Annotated in this window: 14 protein-coding genes and 1 other annotated feature; of the genes, 1 reads left to right on the forward strand and 13 read right to left on the reverse strand. The window is 27.9% G+C overall.

The genetic code is table 11. The annotated features are described in order from the left end of the window. Positions 1-90 precede the first annotated feature (90 nt). The 12 genes from H8S20_RS08270 to H8S20_RS08325 form a co-directional block, all read right to left on the reverse strand. Positions 91-1,254, reverse strand: coding sequence for a class I SAM-dependent methyltransferase (locus H8S20_RS08270; protein ID WP_186859823.1), 1,164 nt, complete (start codon positions 1,252-1,254; stop codon positions 91-93). A 189-nt stretch (positions 1,255-1,443) separates the two neighbouring features. Continuing rightward, complete coding sequence (locus H8S20_RS08275; RefSeq protein WP_186859824.1) at positions 1,444-2,643, reverse strand: cation:proton antiporter; 1,200 nt, start codon at positions 2,641-2,643, stop codon at positions 1,444-1,446. 50 nt (positions 2,644-2,693) lie between these two features. Then, a complete protein-coding gene (locus tag H8S20_RS08280) occupies positions 2,694-3,029 on the reverse strand; it encodes a P-II family nitrogen regulator (protein WP_186859825.1) in 336 nt (111 codons plus the stop codon). Positions 3,030-3,186: 157 nt separating this feature from the next. After that, positions 3,187-4,380 (reverse strand): cation:proton antiporter, encoded by a 1,194-nt coding sequence (locus H8S20_RS08285; protein WP_186859826.1) that lies wholly within the window; start codon positions 4,378-4,380, stop codon positions 3,187-3,189. A 256-nt stretch (positions 4,381-4,636) separates the two neighbouring features. After that, positions 4,637-6,835: a sensor histidine kinase gene (locus tag H8S20_RS08290; protein WP_186859827.1), complete on the reverse strand. Its 2,199-nt coding sequence runs from the start codon at positions 6,833-6,835 to the stop codon at positions 4,637-4,639. After that, a complete protein-coding gene (locus H8S20_RS08295; protein ID WP_186859828.1) occupies positions 6,810-7,514 on the reverse strand; it encodes a response regulator transcription factor in 705 nt (234 codons plus the stop codon). The genes H8S20_RS08290 and H8S20_RS08295 overlap by 26 nt, the downstream gene beginning before the upstream one ends. Before the next feature lie 354 nt (positions 7,515-7,868). Further along, positions 7,869-9,278, reverse strand: coding sequence for a 6-phospho-beta-glucosidase (ascB, locus tag H8S20_RS08300; protein ID WP_186859829.1), 1,410 nt, complete (start codon positions 9,276-9,278; stop codon positions 7,869-7,871). Positions 9,279-9,299: 21 nt separating this feature from the next. Further along, the gene (locus tag H8S20_RS08305) at positions 9,300-10,391 is read right to left on the reverse strand and encodes a DUF871 domain-containing protein (protein ID WP_186859830.1); all 1,092 of its coding nucleotides are present in this window, start codon (positions 10,389-10,391) and stop codon (positions 9,300-9,302) included. A 78-nt stretch (positions 10,392-10,469) separates the two neighbouring features. After that, a complete protein-coding gene (locus H8S20_RS08310; protein WP_032117712.1) occupies positions 10,470-11,804 on the reverse strand; it encodes a PTS sugar transporter subunit IIC in 1,335 nt (444 codons plus the stop codon). Between the two features lie 141 nt (positions 11,805-11,945). Next, entirely contained in the window at positions 11,946-13,856 is a 1,911-nt protein-coding gene (locus H8S20_RS08315) for a BglG family transcription antiterminator (protein WP_186859831.1), read from the reverse strand. A 31-nt stretch (positions 13,857-13,887) separates the two neighbouring features. Next, a complete protein-coding gene (locus tag H8S20_RS08320) occupies positions 13,888-15,054 on the reverse strand; it encodes an aminotransferase class I/II-fold pyridoxal phosphate-dependent enzyme (protein WP_032117710.1) in 1,167 nt (388 codons plus the stop codon). Further along, complete coding sequence (locus tag H8S20_RS08325) at positions 15,051-15,533, reverse strand: Lrp/AsnC family transcriptional regulator (RefSeq protein WP_032117708.1); 483 nt, start codon at positions 15,531-15,533, stop codon at positions 15,051-15,053. The genes H8S20_RS08320 and H8S20_RS08325 overlap by 4 nt, the downstream gene beginning before the upstream one ends. Before the next feature lie 100 nt (positions 15,534-15,633). After that, positions 15,634-15,889, reverse strand: a binding site (T-box leader). 198 nt (positions 15,890-16,087) lie between these two features. Between H8S20_RS08325 and H8S20_RS08330 the strand changes: the two genes are divergently transcribed. Next, positions 16,088-16,735: an HAD family hydrolase gene (locus H8S20_RS08330; RefSeq protein ID WP_243177579.1), complete on the forward strand. Its 648-nt coding sequence runs from the start codon at positions 16,088-16,090 to the stop codon at positions 16,733-16,735. 161 nt (positions 16,736-16,896) lie between these two features. On the opposite strand, the gene H8S20_RS08335 is transcribed toward H8S20_RS08330, so the two are convergent. Next, positions 16,897-17,715, reverse strand: a complete 819-nt coding sequence (locus H8S20_RS08335; protein WP_032117706.1) for a MerR family transcriptional regulator — start codon at positions 17,713-17,715, stop codon at positions 16,897-16,899. Positions 17,716-17,794: the final 79 nt, after the last annotated feature.

Here is a 17,794-nt window from a genome sequence, read left to right on the forward strand (position 1 = left end):
AATAATTTATATTCAATCTTTATAAATTTATTTTAATCCATAAAAAATAGAAGTTATATAAAATAACTTCTACTCTAAACTATTTTAAACTTATATAAATTTATCACTTTTTAAAAGGTTGTATAATGTAGGTTTAAAATTAAATTTATTCATAAGTGATTTAACTTCAAATAATGCTTTCTCTTTCTTTTCACTTGATATATTAGATTTTGATGCTCTTATTAAAATATTCTTTGGAGAATGTGCTATATCTATAAACTCTAGTAACTGAGTTTTATATCCTAAGCTTTCTAAAAGATTAGCTCTAACAGCATCTGTCATAAGTGCAGCTACTCTTTCTTGAACTATTCCATATCTAGTTAATATTGATAAGTCATCTGTCATCATTTGAGCATTAAACTCATGCTGACAACAAGGCACGGAGAATATCATTTTAGCATTCCATTTAACTGCATTATATAATGCATAATCTGTAGCTGTATCACAAGCATGTAATGTTATTACCATATCAACATTATTATTATATTTAAATCCATTTATATCTCCAATTTCAAAATGAAGATTCTCATAATTATATCTTTTAGCTATATCATTACACTTTTTAATTACATCTTCTTTAAGATCTAACCCTATCATCTTAACATTAATCTTTTTAATTTCAACAAAGTAATAATATAAAACAAATGTTAAGTAAGACTTACCACATCCGAAATCTAATATAGTAAGTTCTTTTTGATCTGTTTTCTTTATTTCATCATCAATAATTTCTACAAATCTATTAATTTGCTTATACTTATCATATTTAGAATTTACAACCTTACCTTCTTTAGTAAACACGCCTAAATCTATAAGTGGTTGTATTATCATACCTTCTTTAAGTATATAGTTTTTTTCTTTATTGTGTGATTTATTAACTACCTTTTTATTATCAGAACTTTTCTTACCTAAGAAAACTTTTCCCTTCTTAGAAATCTTCATATCAAAAGTAGAATTTTCACTCCAAGCATTTACTTGCTTATATTTAGCTTCTATATTTTCAAAAAGACTTTCTTCTAATTCATCCTTATCTATATTTTCATGAAAGACTTGTTTATCCGTATATTTCTCAATTTGATAATATTCTTTTCCCTTCTTTTCTTTTAATAAAAATACTATCTTATTATACTGAACATCACTTTTCATCTTATTGCTTAGTACTACTTTAACAATATCCTCTGATACAATATCAAAAATAGCTTTTCTTAAATCGTTCATATCAACACACCTTATCACTTCTAATTTTCTTGTAATCTATACGATATATTATATCGTTATTTCTGCAAAAAGAAAGATGGTTATTTTTATTTCTACATATATTATTTAAAACTCCCTACGGAACTTTTTCCTCAATTCTTAATTCTTAATTTTAAATTTCAAATTAAAAAAGGTGCTTTCGCACCTTTTCTAATGACTTACTTCAATTTTATGATGTGCATCTACCGTAGCTTCTCCAGCCTTGAAGATAGCTATTTTAGTGCATAATGGTCCTATCAGTTCATATATAACTGTACCAGCTAATATTATTGCTCTTATAGATTCCCCACAACTTGGTAATGCATCTTGTACTATCATCGTAAGTCCTATAGCAACTCCAGCCTGTGGAACAAGTGTTAATCCTAAATACTTCTTAACTACAGGTTCACTATTAGCAATTTGAGCTCCTATATAAGCCCCTAATACTTTACCAATTACTCTAAATACAACATATCCTATACCTATTACACCTACAGTTAATAGCACTGATAAGTCAAGTTCTAAACCTGATATAGTGAAGAACATTATAAATATTGGTGAAGTAATATTATCAATTGCAGATAACAATTTAGATTTACTTAATACTAAATTACTTACAGTAGCACCTAATGCCATACATGCTAATAGATTTGAAAGATTTAGTAAATCTGCTAAACCTATTACTAAAAATATTGCTGCTATTACAAGATTCATAGCATTTTCTTTTTGCTTAGACAACTTATTTAAATAAGTTAGTGCAAATCCTACTGCACATCCCAATACTACTGAGAAGAATATTTCTATAAATGGTTCTAAAAATGCCATTATTGAAACACCATCTGATCCATTAGAAATAATTTGCGCAACAGCAATTGATATTCCAAATGCTATAACTGCAATAGCATCATCTATAGCAACTACAGGAATTAAAGTATCTACTAATGGTCCCTTAGCTCTATATTGTTTTAACACCATAATAGTTGCTGCTGGTGCAGTAGCTGACGCTATAGCTCCAATCGCTAAACTAAATTCCCAAGTTTGTGCAAATATAAACTTCATTGCAAGTGTTACTATAAAAGTTGCCATTAATGCTTCAAATAGCGCAATTATAATTACACCTTTACCTATATTCTTTAATTTATTATAATTTAATGAACTACCAATGTTATAAGCTATAAAACCTAATGCTGCTTCAGAAATTATAGTTAAGCTTTCTATAGCTTCATGTGGTACTAGCTTTAAAACAAAAGGCCCTATCAATACCCCAGCTATTAAATATCCTGTAACTCTTGGTAGCTTCAAATAAGATACTACCTTTCCCATTAATAATCCAAAAATTAATATTACTGCTAGGTAATAAAACCAACTCATTTTTTCATCCTCCTTTATTATTACATAATCCTCTCAATAAATTACTGCAATTATAAAGGTATTCCCTCAACTCTTCCCACAGGAACTGTAAATATAATTCCACCACCTGGTGCATCTAAATCTTTTACTACAGATTTGATAGCTTTTATAGCTGAATCCACCATATCGCTCTTTAAAACTGTTAAAATTGTTTTCTTTTGAGCTCGTCCATCATTCATTAACAGCTTTAAAGAACTAAATAAATTAAATTCTTCACATTCACTTAAAATATTTGCCATCCCTTGAGAATCAATTATTGTAGAGCCTTTAATCCCAAGCTTAGTAAACTCTAACATTATGTCCTCGATATTTTCATTTTCTTCTAAAATAGTTACAAGCAATTCCATCTTATCCCTCCTAAATTTATGCGCACCTTTAATTATATACTTGCAAGATTTATTTTTCAAACTTGCAAATACCATATTTACAGTAACTTATAGCTAAATTTACTTATTATAACGATAACATCTCTATATTTATAATAATTTTGCATTCATCTACATATTACTTGTTAACTATCAATTTTTTCTCTTTGTATACTTCTCCAGCCTTAGTTATAGCTATCTTGGTACATACTGGCCCTATAAGTTCATATATAACTGTAGATGCTAATATTATAGCTCTTATAGATGCTCCATATACCGGTAACGCCTCTCCAACTATCATAGTAAGTCCTATTGCAACTCCAGCTTGTGGTACTAGGGTTAAACCTAAGTACTTTTTAACTACAGTCTCACTATTTGCAATTTGAGCCCCAAGAGATGCCCCTATTACTTTGCCAATTACTCTAAATACTACATATCCAATACCAAGTAATCCTACTGTTTTCAGAACAGATAAATCTAGCTCCAATCCAGATATAGTAAAAAACGCCATAAATATTGGTGGTGTAATATTATCAAGAGCCGAAATCAATTTTGACTTACTCAATACAATATTACTTACAGCAGCTCCTAATGCCATACAAGCTAAAAGATTTGATATATTTAAAAATTTTGCCAATCCTATTACTAAAAATATTGCTGCAATAACAAAATTCATAGAGTTATCCCTATCTTTTGATCTTTTATTTATATATACTAATCCAAATCCAGTAATACTACCTAATAGTACTGATGAAATTATCTCTATAAACGGTTCTAAAAATGTAATAAGGGATACACTATCTGCTCCTTTTGTTATCATTTTTACTATAGCCATAGCTATTCCAAATGCTATTACTGCAATCCCATCATCAATAGCTACAACTGGCATTAATGTATCAACTAATGGTCCCTTAGCATTATACTGTTTTAATACCATAATAGTTGCTGCCGGCGCTGTTGCTGAGGCTATAGCTCCTATTGCCAAACTAAATTCCCAACTTTGTCCAAAAATAAATTTCATAGCTAATATAACTACTACTGAAGCCATTAATGCTTCAAATAAAGAGATAACTATTATCCCCTTTCCAATGCTCTTTAGTTTTTTATAGTTCAATGAGCTTCCAATGTTATATGCTATAAAGCCTAATGCTGCTTCTGATATAATTGTTAATCCTTTTATTGCATCATTTGATATTAATCTTAATCCAAAAGGACCTATTAAAACTCCAGCTATTAGGTATCCAGTAACTTTAGGTAACTTCAAATATGAAATAACCTTTCCCATTAATAATCCAAATATCAATACTAATGCAATATAATAAAAATAACTCATTCTTTATCCTCTCATAAAATTATCTTACATCTCATTTTAACCCTTCTGTTATTTTTTTACAATTTAGTTTTGTGCCTATTTTAGGCTATTTTACCCGCAATACACTTCATGTTAACGTTACCTATCATTCAAATTATTATAATTTAATTTTTTACATTTAATCAAACTATTATAATACATAACTTTAAAATTAAATTTATACTTTAGCATATAAAATGAGTGTATCTAGATAAATCTATATACACTCATTTCCTTTTTATTCACTTATCTTATTAAATTTTATAGTTACTTTAAACAAATCTCCATCTACACTTATATTAAATCTACCACCTTGTAACTCTACGAAGCTCTTTGCAATTGCAAGACCTAAGCCAGATCCTTCTGTATTTCTTGATTCATCTCCACGAACAAATCTTTCTGCAATAGTATCAACATTAAAGTTAATTTCTTCCGCTGCCATGTTTTTCATAATAATTTCCACATCTTTTTCAGTTTCAATTATATCAATATATGCTCTTGTGCCTTTCATCGCATATTTAGTCATATTTATAACTAAATTTTCAAATACTCTAAATGTACGTTGACTATCAAGAGATAATATAATTTTATTTCCAGGGAAATTAGTTCTTACTGTTAATTCAGATTCTTGAATTTTATCCTCTAATTCAAGAATAGTTTGCTTCATTAGAGATACTACATCAATATCTTCTATATTTAAAGTTATATTTCCACTACTTGCTTTGCTCATTTCAAATAAATCCTCAATTAGAACTTGTAATCTTTGAGCCTTTCTATCTAATGTATCAACATACTGTTTACGCTTTTCTTCTGATAAATTTTCATCCTTTAATAAATCTGCATAAGTTATTATAGCCGTTAAAGGAGTCTTTAAGTCATGTGATACATTGGATATAAGATCAGTCTTCATTTTCTGACTTTTAACCTCTTCATCTACAGCCTTCTTGAACCCACTTTGAATCTTTTCTAAATCATCTTTAAAAGGTTCAAATAATCCTAAATCCTCCTCTATCACTACATCAAGTTTCCCTTCCGCAATCTTATTTGTAGCCTTTTTTAGTATGCTGTACTTTGCACTTATCTTTTCAACATATTTTTCTGCTATAAAGAATAGTATACAAGAATAAATAATTACTACAGGTATTCCAAAGAACCATATTGATGTTATCAATAATAATATTAAAGCATTTATTATAACTAACTTTAATAATAATTTATTATTTTTTTTACTTAAATCTACACCTGTCACTGCATCTAAAGTTCTTCTAACAATTCTAACAATTTTAGTTATAATCCAACCAATTATTGTTCTTCTCTTAAAGTACTCTTTTACCCCAATATTAAATATATATTTAATAACTAATACTGCAAAAAATACTATTCCAAAACATACAAACCAATTCATAAAATTAAGGAACCATATTATATCCTTAGGAATTGTAAATCCATTTACTAAGAATCCAAATAAATATTCTAAATTACCTTCTAAAGTTGGTTTTACCATATATCTAGGAGATACAACTAAAAGCATTGTAGCAAATGTACAAATTCCTATCCAAATTTCAAATGGTATTTTTGATAAACTATTAAATAAAACCATACTCTTAGCTTTATTAATAGGAAATGCTAATGCTACTACTGTTATACAACTTAAAATTATCATTACAGCTGTAGCTCCAGCTATTTCATATCCTGCTAAATTTGAATTTCTTATACCCCAAGATATTACATCATCAAAAACTAAAGTTTTAGGTACTGCATATAAAAACGACATATTTTTAATAGGCTTCATTGTAATTTCATAATAGCCATCTAAGTCGCTTAAATTATCTTTTAAGTTATATTCAAAATTTTGTTTATCTGCGCCCTTAATATCCGAAATAGATACTACTCCATTTTCGTCAAAGTTTAAAAGTACATAAAATTGAAACTGTTCCTTATCTAATGCCGATAAATCTATATTCTTATCTTTAATAGATATACCTTCACTTATATTAGTGTCACTTATATTATTTTCTTTATCATATGCATAATATATTAAGTTTCTATAATCTTGACTTATGTTTCTACTCCAATTACTAAATTCTGAATTAAAGCTATCTACATAAGAGTTATCATAATTCTCTTCATTACTATATATATTATTATTATTATTATTATTATTATTATTATTTATCAAAACCTCTGATGGATTAAGAGTACTACCTGCTTTTTCTGATAATGCATTAAAATATTTTACATAGCTTGCTTCTGCAAGCATATCTGCAAATCTATAGTTATCAAAATAATTATCTTTCACATTTTTTGCACTCTTATCTATAATAGGATATGATTTGCACATAGCTATAGATGCTATTGCTATTATTAATAATGCTACTAAAGTAGCAACTATCCCTTTACTTTCTTTACTATTATTGTTTTTCAATTTTATATCCAACTCCCCACACCACCTTCAAATATTTTGGATTTTTCGGATTAATCTCAATTTTTTCTCTTATTTTTCTTACATGGACCATTATTGTATCTGTATTTATTGCTTGTTCATTCCACACCTTTTCGTATATCTCCTCTGCCGAAAATACTCTACCTGGATTCTTAATAAGCAATGCCAATATCTTAAATTCTATTGGTGTAAGTCTAACTTGCTTCTCATCAATTTTAACCTCTTTAGTGTCTATGTTTAACTCTAATCCACCAACTTCATATATTTTCTCATTTATCTCCGGTTCTTTAACCATATTTAAAAATCTTGAATACCTTCTTAATTGTGAATTTACTCTTGCTAAAAGCTCTAATGGTCTAAATGGCTTAGTTACATAATCATCTGCACCTATGTTTAACCCCATTATCTTATCCACTTCTTCTGATTTTGCAGATAACATTATCACAGGAAAATCATTATTTTCTCTTAGCTTCATAACAAAGGTAATTCCATCCATTCTAGGCATCATAACATCTACTATCGCAAGATGCACAGTTTCTTTTTCTAAAATTTCTAATCCCTCTATACCATTATTGGCTATAAAAACTTTATATCCTTGATTTGTTAAGTAAGCTTCTATTGCAATAGCAATATCATTTTCATCTTCAACTACTAAAATATTATATAAATTCACTTCAATCTCTCTCCCTTTAATTAAGTATATATTTCTCATTTAGTAAATTAAAATTTATTTTACATTTTTCATTTAAGAAATGTTACTTTTTATTTAACTTACTAAATTATTCTATATATACAATAACATAGCCAAATCATTTAAACAAAATGTATTTCTTATTTAACTTTCTACTCCTTTCTTTACATAAATTTATATTGCTATTACTGTTTAACACCTAATTAAATAAGTTTCTCTTAATCTCTATGAATCTATAATACTTTTGAAAAATTAAGAAGACCGCTATAAATTTCTAAAGAAATTCTAAAGATTTTTAAAGAAAAAAAGCATACCTTAAAGGCATGCTCTTTTAACTTATATTAATATTTCTCCATTTGATTCTATGACTTTCTTATACCAATAGAAACTTTTCTTTTTTCTTCTCTCTAACGTTCCATTCCCATCATCATCTTTATCTACATATATAAATCCATATCTCTTTTTTAACTCTCCTGTTGATGCACTTACTATATCTATAGGTCCCCAAGAAGTATATCCAATTACATCAACTCCATCTGATATAGCTTCCTTAAGAGCACTTATATGCTCCCTTAAGTATCCTATTCTATAATCATCATTTATTTCTCCTTCTTCGTTTATAGTATCTATAGCCCCTAGCCCATTTTCCACTATAAATATCGGTTTTTGATAACGATCATATAAAGTGTTAAGAGAATATCTTAATCCCACAGGATCTATTTGCCATCCCCACTCAGAGGCTTCTAAATATGGATTCTTTAACATTTTAAATATATTCCCATTAGCCATTTCTTTATCTTCTTTATTAGAACTAGCCACTCTACTCATATAATAACTTATACCTATATAATCTACAGTGTTTTCTTTTATTAAAGATAAGTCATCTTCTTCTAATTTTATATTAATATTATTTTCTTTAAAGAATCTTTTTATATAAGAAGGATAATATCCTCTTACTAGCACGTCTGTAAAGAATAAAGTTTTTCTATCCATCTCTAATGCTTCCATTGAATCTAGTGGTCTACAAGCCATAGGATATATACATCCATAATTAATCATACATCCAATTAGCGAATCTTTATTTATTTCATGGCAAAGTTTAGTTACCTTAGCATTCGCTACAAATTGATTGTGTATTGATTGATATATTATTTCTCTTCTATTATCTTCATCCTTAAACGTTATTCCCCCGCCAATAAATGTCATATGAAGAATAGTATTCATTTCGTTAAATGTAAGCCAATATTTAACCTTCTCCTTATATCTTTCAAAAACTACTTTTGCATACTTTTCAAAAAATCCTATTAGCTTTCTATTTTTCCATCCACCATATTTATCAACTAGATTTAAAGGCATCTCATAGTGAGATAAAGTTACTACAGGTTCTATATTATATTTTAATAGTTCATTAAATACATCATCATAGAATCTTAGTCCCTCTTCATTTGGAAATTCATCATCACCATTTGGGAATATCCTAGTCCACGCTATGGACATTCTTAAACACTTAAATCCCATTTCAGCAAATAACTTTATATCCTCTTTATATCTATGATAAAAATCTATAGCTTCATGAGATGGAAACTTTCCATTAGGAGGATTTATTACTTCACTAATCATACCACCTGGTAGAACATCAGCTACTGATAAACCTTTTCCATCCTTTAAATAAGCTCCCTCACATTGATTAGCAGAAAGTGCTCCCCCCCAAAGAAACCCCTCTTTAAATACATTCCCTGCACACATAAAAACTTTCCTCCTAAGTTATTAATTAATTTCTAACTTAAATCTATTTCCACCAACTATATATTGTAATAAAACTTTATACTCATCAGCTACTGTTCCAATATAATTTCTTCTGTTGTCTACTTCTAACTCTTTTAAAGCTATTAGTAATTCACCTTTATATAATTTATAATTATCATTATTAAGTAAAATAGCTCCGTTATTAACTTTAAACTTTTCACTAGTTTTACTTTCTATATCTTTATCTTTCAACTCTTTTCTACTATTAAAGTTTCTTATAACGTAATCACTATAATCCCATCTATTTTGAAGTATTTTCCCTATAAAACTCTTTTCTATTTCATCTAATTCCTCATTAAAATTAACTCTTAATGTAATTACATCTCTATCAAGGTTTGCTAGTCTCTCTAACTCTTCATCACTAGCAAAGGCATTTCCTATTATTACATCATCTACACCTAAAGCATAAAGTTCTTGTGCTTGTACTTCTATCGGTAAGTATCTATGTGATTCTATTGTGCATAACCCATCATTTATTGGCCATGGCCCTAGTTTTCCACCTTCAATTGAAGTTACAAAAGCTGCAGTATTTAAACCTAATTCTTTATGTCTTTCATGATTTGATATAAAGCACTCCTTAGATAGTCCTGTAAATTCCTCTGGATAAAAATTATGACAAGTAACTAATTTATCTTTTCTACATTTTAAATCAACTATGCTATTTATATATCCTGTATCAAAAGATCCATTAACTTCAATCTCTAATCCTTGCTTATTAAATGTCATGAAACTCTCATAAAATCCATTAAATACAGAATCTAGTCTTAAACCGGTAGCACCTAACTCTACAAAGAAGTCATAATTCATAGGATTAACTTCTATTTTCTTTAAAACTTCTGGATTTATATCTATGAAGACTTTCATCCCAAGTTCCTTTGCTCTATTAAGTAATAACCTATAATTGTTTACTTGTTCTAGAGCTTTTTCCTTATTATCATCTAATTCTAACATTGAAGTAAATAATCTCTTATATCCCAGCGCTACTGCTTTTTCTATATATTTCATATTGTCTTCTACTGAACTAACTAATGGATAAATACTAATTCCTAACATTTATTTTCCTCCTTAAAGTTATTAAGAAGTAGGAAATTCCCACTTCTTAATTTTTGTACTATATATTTATTTTAAAACTTAATTTACTCCTGCTTTTTGAGTTGCTAACAATTCCTTTTCTTCTTGTCTTTCTATTAACTTAAGGAATGGAATATACATTAAGACAACTATTATAATATTTACTATTGATAATGCTGCACCTGTCCAATGCATTCCTGTTGCTAAGAATCCATTTATTATAGGTGGAGTTGTCCATGGTACATTTGCTACAACTGGGTGAACTAATCCAAAATCTATTGCCAAATATGAAATACAACTTATTATTGCTGGTCCAAATACAAATGGTATAAATAACATTGGATTTAATACTATTGGGAATCCAAATATTAAAGGTTCATTTATATTAAATATTCCAGTAGGTCCAGCTAAAGATAATAATACCTTATGTCTTCTTCTATTAGTTATAAACATTGCAATTAAAAGTGCTATCGTACAAGCTGATCCACCCATATAAACAAATGAATATAAGAACTGATTAGTTAATACATTATATTGTGACCAATCTGTTACTCCTTGAGCATATAATTCTATATTTTGCATACCTGGTTGAACTAATACAGCGCCTATAATAGGTCCAACTATATTATTTCCATGTATTCCGAAGAACCAAAGGAATGCTATAATAAATGGTACTAATACAGCTGTTGCTAAATTTCCTGTTAATCCTTGTAATGGAGCAGATATAAACTTATTTATTAACTCATTAAATGATTGTCCCCCAAACATATTGCTTATTATATAAGCTACTGAAGAAAAAATTATAACTGTTAAAATAACAGGGAATAATTTTGAGAAAGAGTCACTTACTGCTGGTGGTACAACATCTGGCATTTTGATTTTTAACGCCTTTAATTTACTAAATCCATGTAAAATTGATACTGATACAATTGCTACTATAATACATGAGAATAAAGAATCTGCACTAAAGTTTGTATACTTAATAAATCCAAATGCTGGTATAGTATTTTCTCCAGCTGGTACATTTGCCATCCATGGAATAAGAATTATGTATGATGCTAAAGATACTCCAATACCTTCTAATCCTCTATGACCAAATAACCCCCATAACGCTTGGCCAATTGTTCCACATACAAGCAACCCGTACATAGCAAGGCATCCCCACCAAATATTTTGACAAATATTCCATATAACCTGTCCTGCTTGAGTATTATTAATAAAGTTTTGATATGCTTCTATTTGTAAGTTTTGTACTAATGAAGCTAATGATGCTACTATGATTATACCTACTAAACTTATCATACCTGCCGATATTGCTCTAATATAAATATTTTGACCTATCTTGTTTGCGGTTGGCATAACCTTCCTATCCATAAAATCTACAAATTTATTCATTATTATTCCTCCCTGTAATTAATTTCTGAGCATGTCTTAATTCTAAACCTTTACAATCATAAATTGTAACTTTATTTTTCCTATATCACTTAGGAAAATTTATATATATGGCAAATTATAGAAATAAAAAGATGCTCTGATTTAATTCAGAACATCTTTTAAATATAGTTCAATTAATAATCTTTTTAAATCACACATATTTTCACAGTTTCTAAGATTCTCATTGAAATCAGCTTTTTCTGCTAATTCTAATATATATGTAATAATTACATTTATTTCATTTATATTATGTGACTTATCAAGAATAGCAACTATAGTTTTTACCTTATCATCAACCCATGTTATAGAGTTTTCAAGCTTAATTACAGCCATTTTATCACTTTCTACATTATCATCCAACTTATAAAACAACCCTATTCCATTTTTTAACGATATTATCATAGGTTTTCTTTTAGAAGTATCAACTTTAAATATATTTGATATCTCTTTAATTATTTTCTCTTGAGAAGTTACATGTTCAATACTATAAAATATTTCATCGCTAAAATAGTAGTCAAATAAGCTTTTAATCTTTTCTTCAATTAATCTTGATCTTATCTTATTTATTTCAGCTATTACTCTATTTCTTTCAACTATATCGAAAGTCTTCCTTATTTCCATATAATCATCTATAGTGAATTTAACATCTTCTTTCGATGTAGTAATTATAATATCAAATTTACTTTCTATATCTTTCTTTTCTATTTCCGTTAAATAGCAGATTTTTTTAAATTTAACACCATCGTATCCTAGGTTCTTCTTTATTTCATTATAGATATAATTCAAATTAGACCTTCCATCTGAAACAATTAACAATACATTTATATCTCTAATATTTTTTAAATTTTCTAGTTCTTCATAAACTATAGTTGATAAATATGCCACAATATATGATAATTCATTAAAATCAAATTTAATAGATTCATTTCTACATATATCTGCTACTAGCTTATTAGCAAATCCAAATAACAACGGATATTTATTTTTTAAATTTTCTCTAAGAGGGTTATATATCTTAATTCCTAGCTTTATTCTTTTAACTGCAACAATAATATGCAGTACCATATCATTAAACAAATCATTATCTTTATCTAAGTTAATATTGAGCCTTTTAGAAACTTTTAGAATTTTATTTCTATATAAATTATACTCGTCATCACTCATATAATTTCGTATATAATCTTCAATAACATGCATAGTGCGAAGTATATTTAAATAATATGCTATATTTAACATACACTCTTCATTTACTTTTATTAAAAATTCTTGCTCTATAAGCTCTGATATATTCCTAGCAATATTTATATTTTTTTCTTCAATATCTTCAACTTTAAAACTACAATTAATCTCATCCCTACATTCAACAACCAAAGCTACAAATATAGTAACCTTAGTAAGTAATAAATATCTTGAATTATACTTTCCATCTTTCAATATACAAGCTATGGAATTATATAAATATTTTAAATCTATATCTTTAAAATATTTTTGCATATCATTTAGTTGTAAATTTACAAACTTATATTTTGCAAACTCATATAAAAGTATATATCTTTCTGATAATTCACAATTTAAACTTATTAAATCGCCATTTTTTACTATAGTGACATAAGCTATTCCTATCCTTGAAAAAACTCTTTTTATTTTTATAATATCATTTTGTAAAGTAGATTCAGATATAAATAATTCTTCTGATAAATCAAACAGATTTATCCCATCTTTAAAAACTATTAATTTCTTTACAATATAAACCCATCTTTCTATTGTAGTTAATACTCCAACATCAGTAATATAATCTGTATTGCTCTCCTTATCAAAATCATTATATCTATAACCTTTTCCTTTAATTGATATAATAATATCTTTTTCATAAAGCTTATTTATAGCTATAATATCATTTCTTATTGTTCTATCAGTTACACCTAATATTTTAGCAAGTTCACTACCTTTAACCCATTCATTTATATCTCTCAAATATTTTACAACACTCTTCTGTCGTTCTATTAATCCCATTTAACCACCTTAGTAATTAATTTATTTAAATTTACTTAAATTTACTTATAAACCTCTCAATTCTCTTTAATGCTTCGACTATGTTCTCCATAGATGATGCATAACAACATCTTATAAAGCCTTCTCCACAGTCGCCAAAAGCATTTCCTGGAACGGCTAGTACCTTTTCTTCCATAAGCAATCTTTCACAGAACTCATCTGATGACATTCCTGTAGATTTAATACAAGGGAATAAATAAAGAGCTCCCATTGGCTCAAAACACTCTAAGCCCATCTTTCTAAAACCATCAACCATAACTCTTCTTCTTCTGTTATATTCCTTTGCCATATATCTCACATCATCATCACCATTCTTTAATGCTTCAATAGCTGCAAATTGTGCAGTTGTTGGTGAGCACATTATTCCGTATTGATGTATCTTCTTCATCGCATCTAATATAATAGGATGAGCGCATGCATATCCTAATCTCCATCCAGTCATTGCATAGGCTTTAGAAAATCCATTTATAACTATAGTTTTTTCCTTAACCTCTGGGAAGCTTGCAATAGATACATGTGGCTTGTCATATGATAATTCTGAATATATTTCATCAGAAAGTATTATTATATTCTTATCTTTTAAAACTTCAACTATTCCTGCTAACTCTTCTTTAGTCATAATTGCTCCTGTAGGATTATTAGGAAATGGAATTATAACAACTTTAGTTTTTTCAGTTATAGCATCTTCTAATTGCTTTGGAGTAAGTTTAAAGTCATCTTCATCTCTTAAGTTAATAACTTTTGCTGTTGCTCCAGTAAAAGCAGTACATCCTTTATAAGCTACAAAGCTTGGCTCTGGAATAATTACTTCATCTCCTGGCCCCACTAAAGCTCTTAAAGCAAGATCTATCCCCTCACTTCCTCCAACAGTAACTAATATTTCATCTTTAGGATTATATTTCAAATTATACTTTCTATCTAAATACTTAGATATTTCTTCCCTTAATTCAATAAATCCAGCATTTGCTGAGTAATGAGTTTCTCCCATTTCTAATGAATATATCCCTGCTTCTCTAACATTCCATGGAGTAACAAAGTCTGGTTCCCCAACACCTAAAGATATTACATCATCCATCTCATTTATTAGATCAAAATACTTTCTAATCCCAGATGGAGGCATGTTTCTAACATCATCTCTTATCATATTTTCTAACATCATATAAATATAGCCTCCCTAGTATCTACTTTCTTTTCTTTAAATATAGTTCCATGATCTTTATACTTCTTTAAAACAAAGTGAGTTGCTGTTCCATTAACAAACTCTTGAACTGCAAGCTTGTCAGATACAAACATAGCAACTTCTTTCATTGTCTTTCCTTCTATTATTACAGTTAAATCAAATCCACCAGAAGACATTAAATAACAAGCCTTAACTTGTGGAAATTTATATATTCTTTCTGCAACTTTATCAAATCCTACTCCTCTTTGTGGAGTAATCTTAACTTCAATTAATGCTGTTACAGTTTCTTTACCTGTATTCTCCCAATTAATAAGTGTTGTATATCCTGCAATTATACTCTTTTCCTCATAATCTCTTATTGCTTCTCTTACTTCTTCAACAGTCCTACCTGACATTACAGCAATCTCTTCATCAGTATATCTACTGTTTTGCTCTAAAATTTCTAAAATTTCATCCATAAATAACCCTCCAAACTTTTATCAATTAAGAATTCATAATTATAAATTAATCATTAATTCAGCATTTTCAATTGTAAATAAAAAAAGCCCCATCCCTATAAAAAGGGACGAAGCTAAAAATTCCGCGGTACCACCCTAATAAGTAAATTTCTTTACTCACTCAGTAAGAACTTAGATTTAATAAGTTCTATTCCTTTTAACGTTAGGATATACGGCTATACCTATTTTAAGATTAATCTTAGTTCTCAGTATGCGATTCAAAGGCTGCTTCTTAAAAGTATTATTACTAAGTTACACCAAACCTTAGCTCTCTAAAAATAATATCTTTAAATACTATTCCTTATCATAATCTTTACTTATATTCTAATTTGGATTTTCTGTAAATCTTATAAATATTATCTATCATAAATAATATTTAGTCAATAAAAAATACTTTTGATTTTACTAAAATATAGATTTTCAAATTTAGAAAATTATTAATATATTGTTTAACTTTTAAAATTTATAATATAATATAGTACTATATTACAGTTGAAGGGATGGACGTAAAAATTATGAATACAAAATTAGTTATCTTTGATATGGATGGATTAATGTTTGATACAGAAACAGTTTCTAGAGAAGCTTGGAAAATCGCTGGTAAAAAAGTTAATATTCCAGTAGACGATGAACTTTTCTCACAGTTTCTAGGCACTAACAGTACCTATATCACTAATCTTTTAATTAATAAATTTGGAGAGGATAGTCCTTATAAAGACCTTATTTCAGAAAGAAATATTATGGCTGATAAACTTATAGATATGAATGGCTTGGGTGTGAAAAAAGGATTAAAAGAATTACTTTCTTATCTAAAATCTAATAATATAAAAAGAGCTGTAGCTACATCTACATCTAGAGAAAGAGCGCTTAAACTATTAACTTTAGGTGATGTAGTTAATGAATTTGATTATATAATCTGTGGAGATGAAGTAACTAAATCAAAGCCTGATCCTGAAATTTTCCTAAAAGTAGCTGAAAAACTTGATGTAAAACCTGAAAATTGTATTGTCCTGGAAGATTCAAGATTTGGAGTTTACGCTGCTAAAAATGCCGGAATGAATCCTATTATGGTGCCAGACTTACTAACTCCAGACGAAGAACTATTAGGAATGATTTATAAAAAAGCAGATGATTTAGTACAAGTTATAGAATTACTTAAATAAGTTGTTCGCTACGCTTACAAAGAGAAATGTTGCCTTTGGCAAAAGAAATTTTCAGTAAACTGAAGAGAAATATTTAGCTAAAGCCACAGAGAAATATTTTGCTTAGCTTTAGGTACCATTTCTATTGTGAGCTTTAGCGAACAACATATTTCAATCATTAATTAAAGAACTGCTATTTGTAGTTTTCCTAAAGATTTCTCTTTACCATCATTCCCTACACGGGTCATAGCATATATTTCGTAGAAATCTCCTTTTATTTTAAGATTATTTTCTCTTATATAATTCATAATTCTAGCATAATACTTTCTAGTATCTTTATAATCATCATCAAAATTTATTGTAATATATTTTCCCTCTGGAATTATATATTTTTCTTTATCATTCACATTTAGCATATCAGTAAAACTTAACATCATAGCTTTATATATAGTTTTATCATCGTTTTCTAAATCCTCAAAAGACGTTACAAAAGCTAATTCTTTATTAAAATTATTATATTTTCTTTCTGCATCAGCTAGTGCTTTACTTAAGTTTATCTCAAACTCTACAGTAAATCTATTTGTATTATCATATTTTATAAATTCTCTTTTAGGATATTCTTTTATAAATATTCTATCTATTCCTTCTTCTAAAGAGTCATTTATTCTTTTTTCTAAGAAAGATATATTATTCTTAATAGTATTTAATTCGCTTATCTTTTTATCTATTATATCTTTTTGTTTCTTCATTATATCTAAAATAGACTCTAATGACGTATAATTGTGAATAATCTCTTTAATCTCATCTAAAGATAATCCCATAGATTTACACTGCTTTATAAGATCGATTATTACAAAATCTTTTGATGAGTAATATCTATATCCTGTTTCTTTATTTATATAAGAAGGTGTTAACAATCCAATCTTGTCATAATGTCTTAATGTTTGTACTGAAACATTATGAATTTTTGCTATATCTCCTATTGAGAACCTTGATTCCATAGACTTCCCTCCCTATAAAACTTTATTTAATGGTAAATGACAAATAGCAAGTTCAAAATTCATTAACCTACCATTTGTC

This window comes from Clostridium hominis (genome assembly GCF_014287825.1).
GTDB lineage: Bacteria > Bacillota > Clostridia > Clostridiales > Clostridiaceae > Clostridium > Clostridium hominis.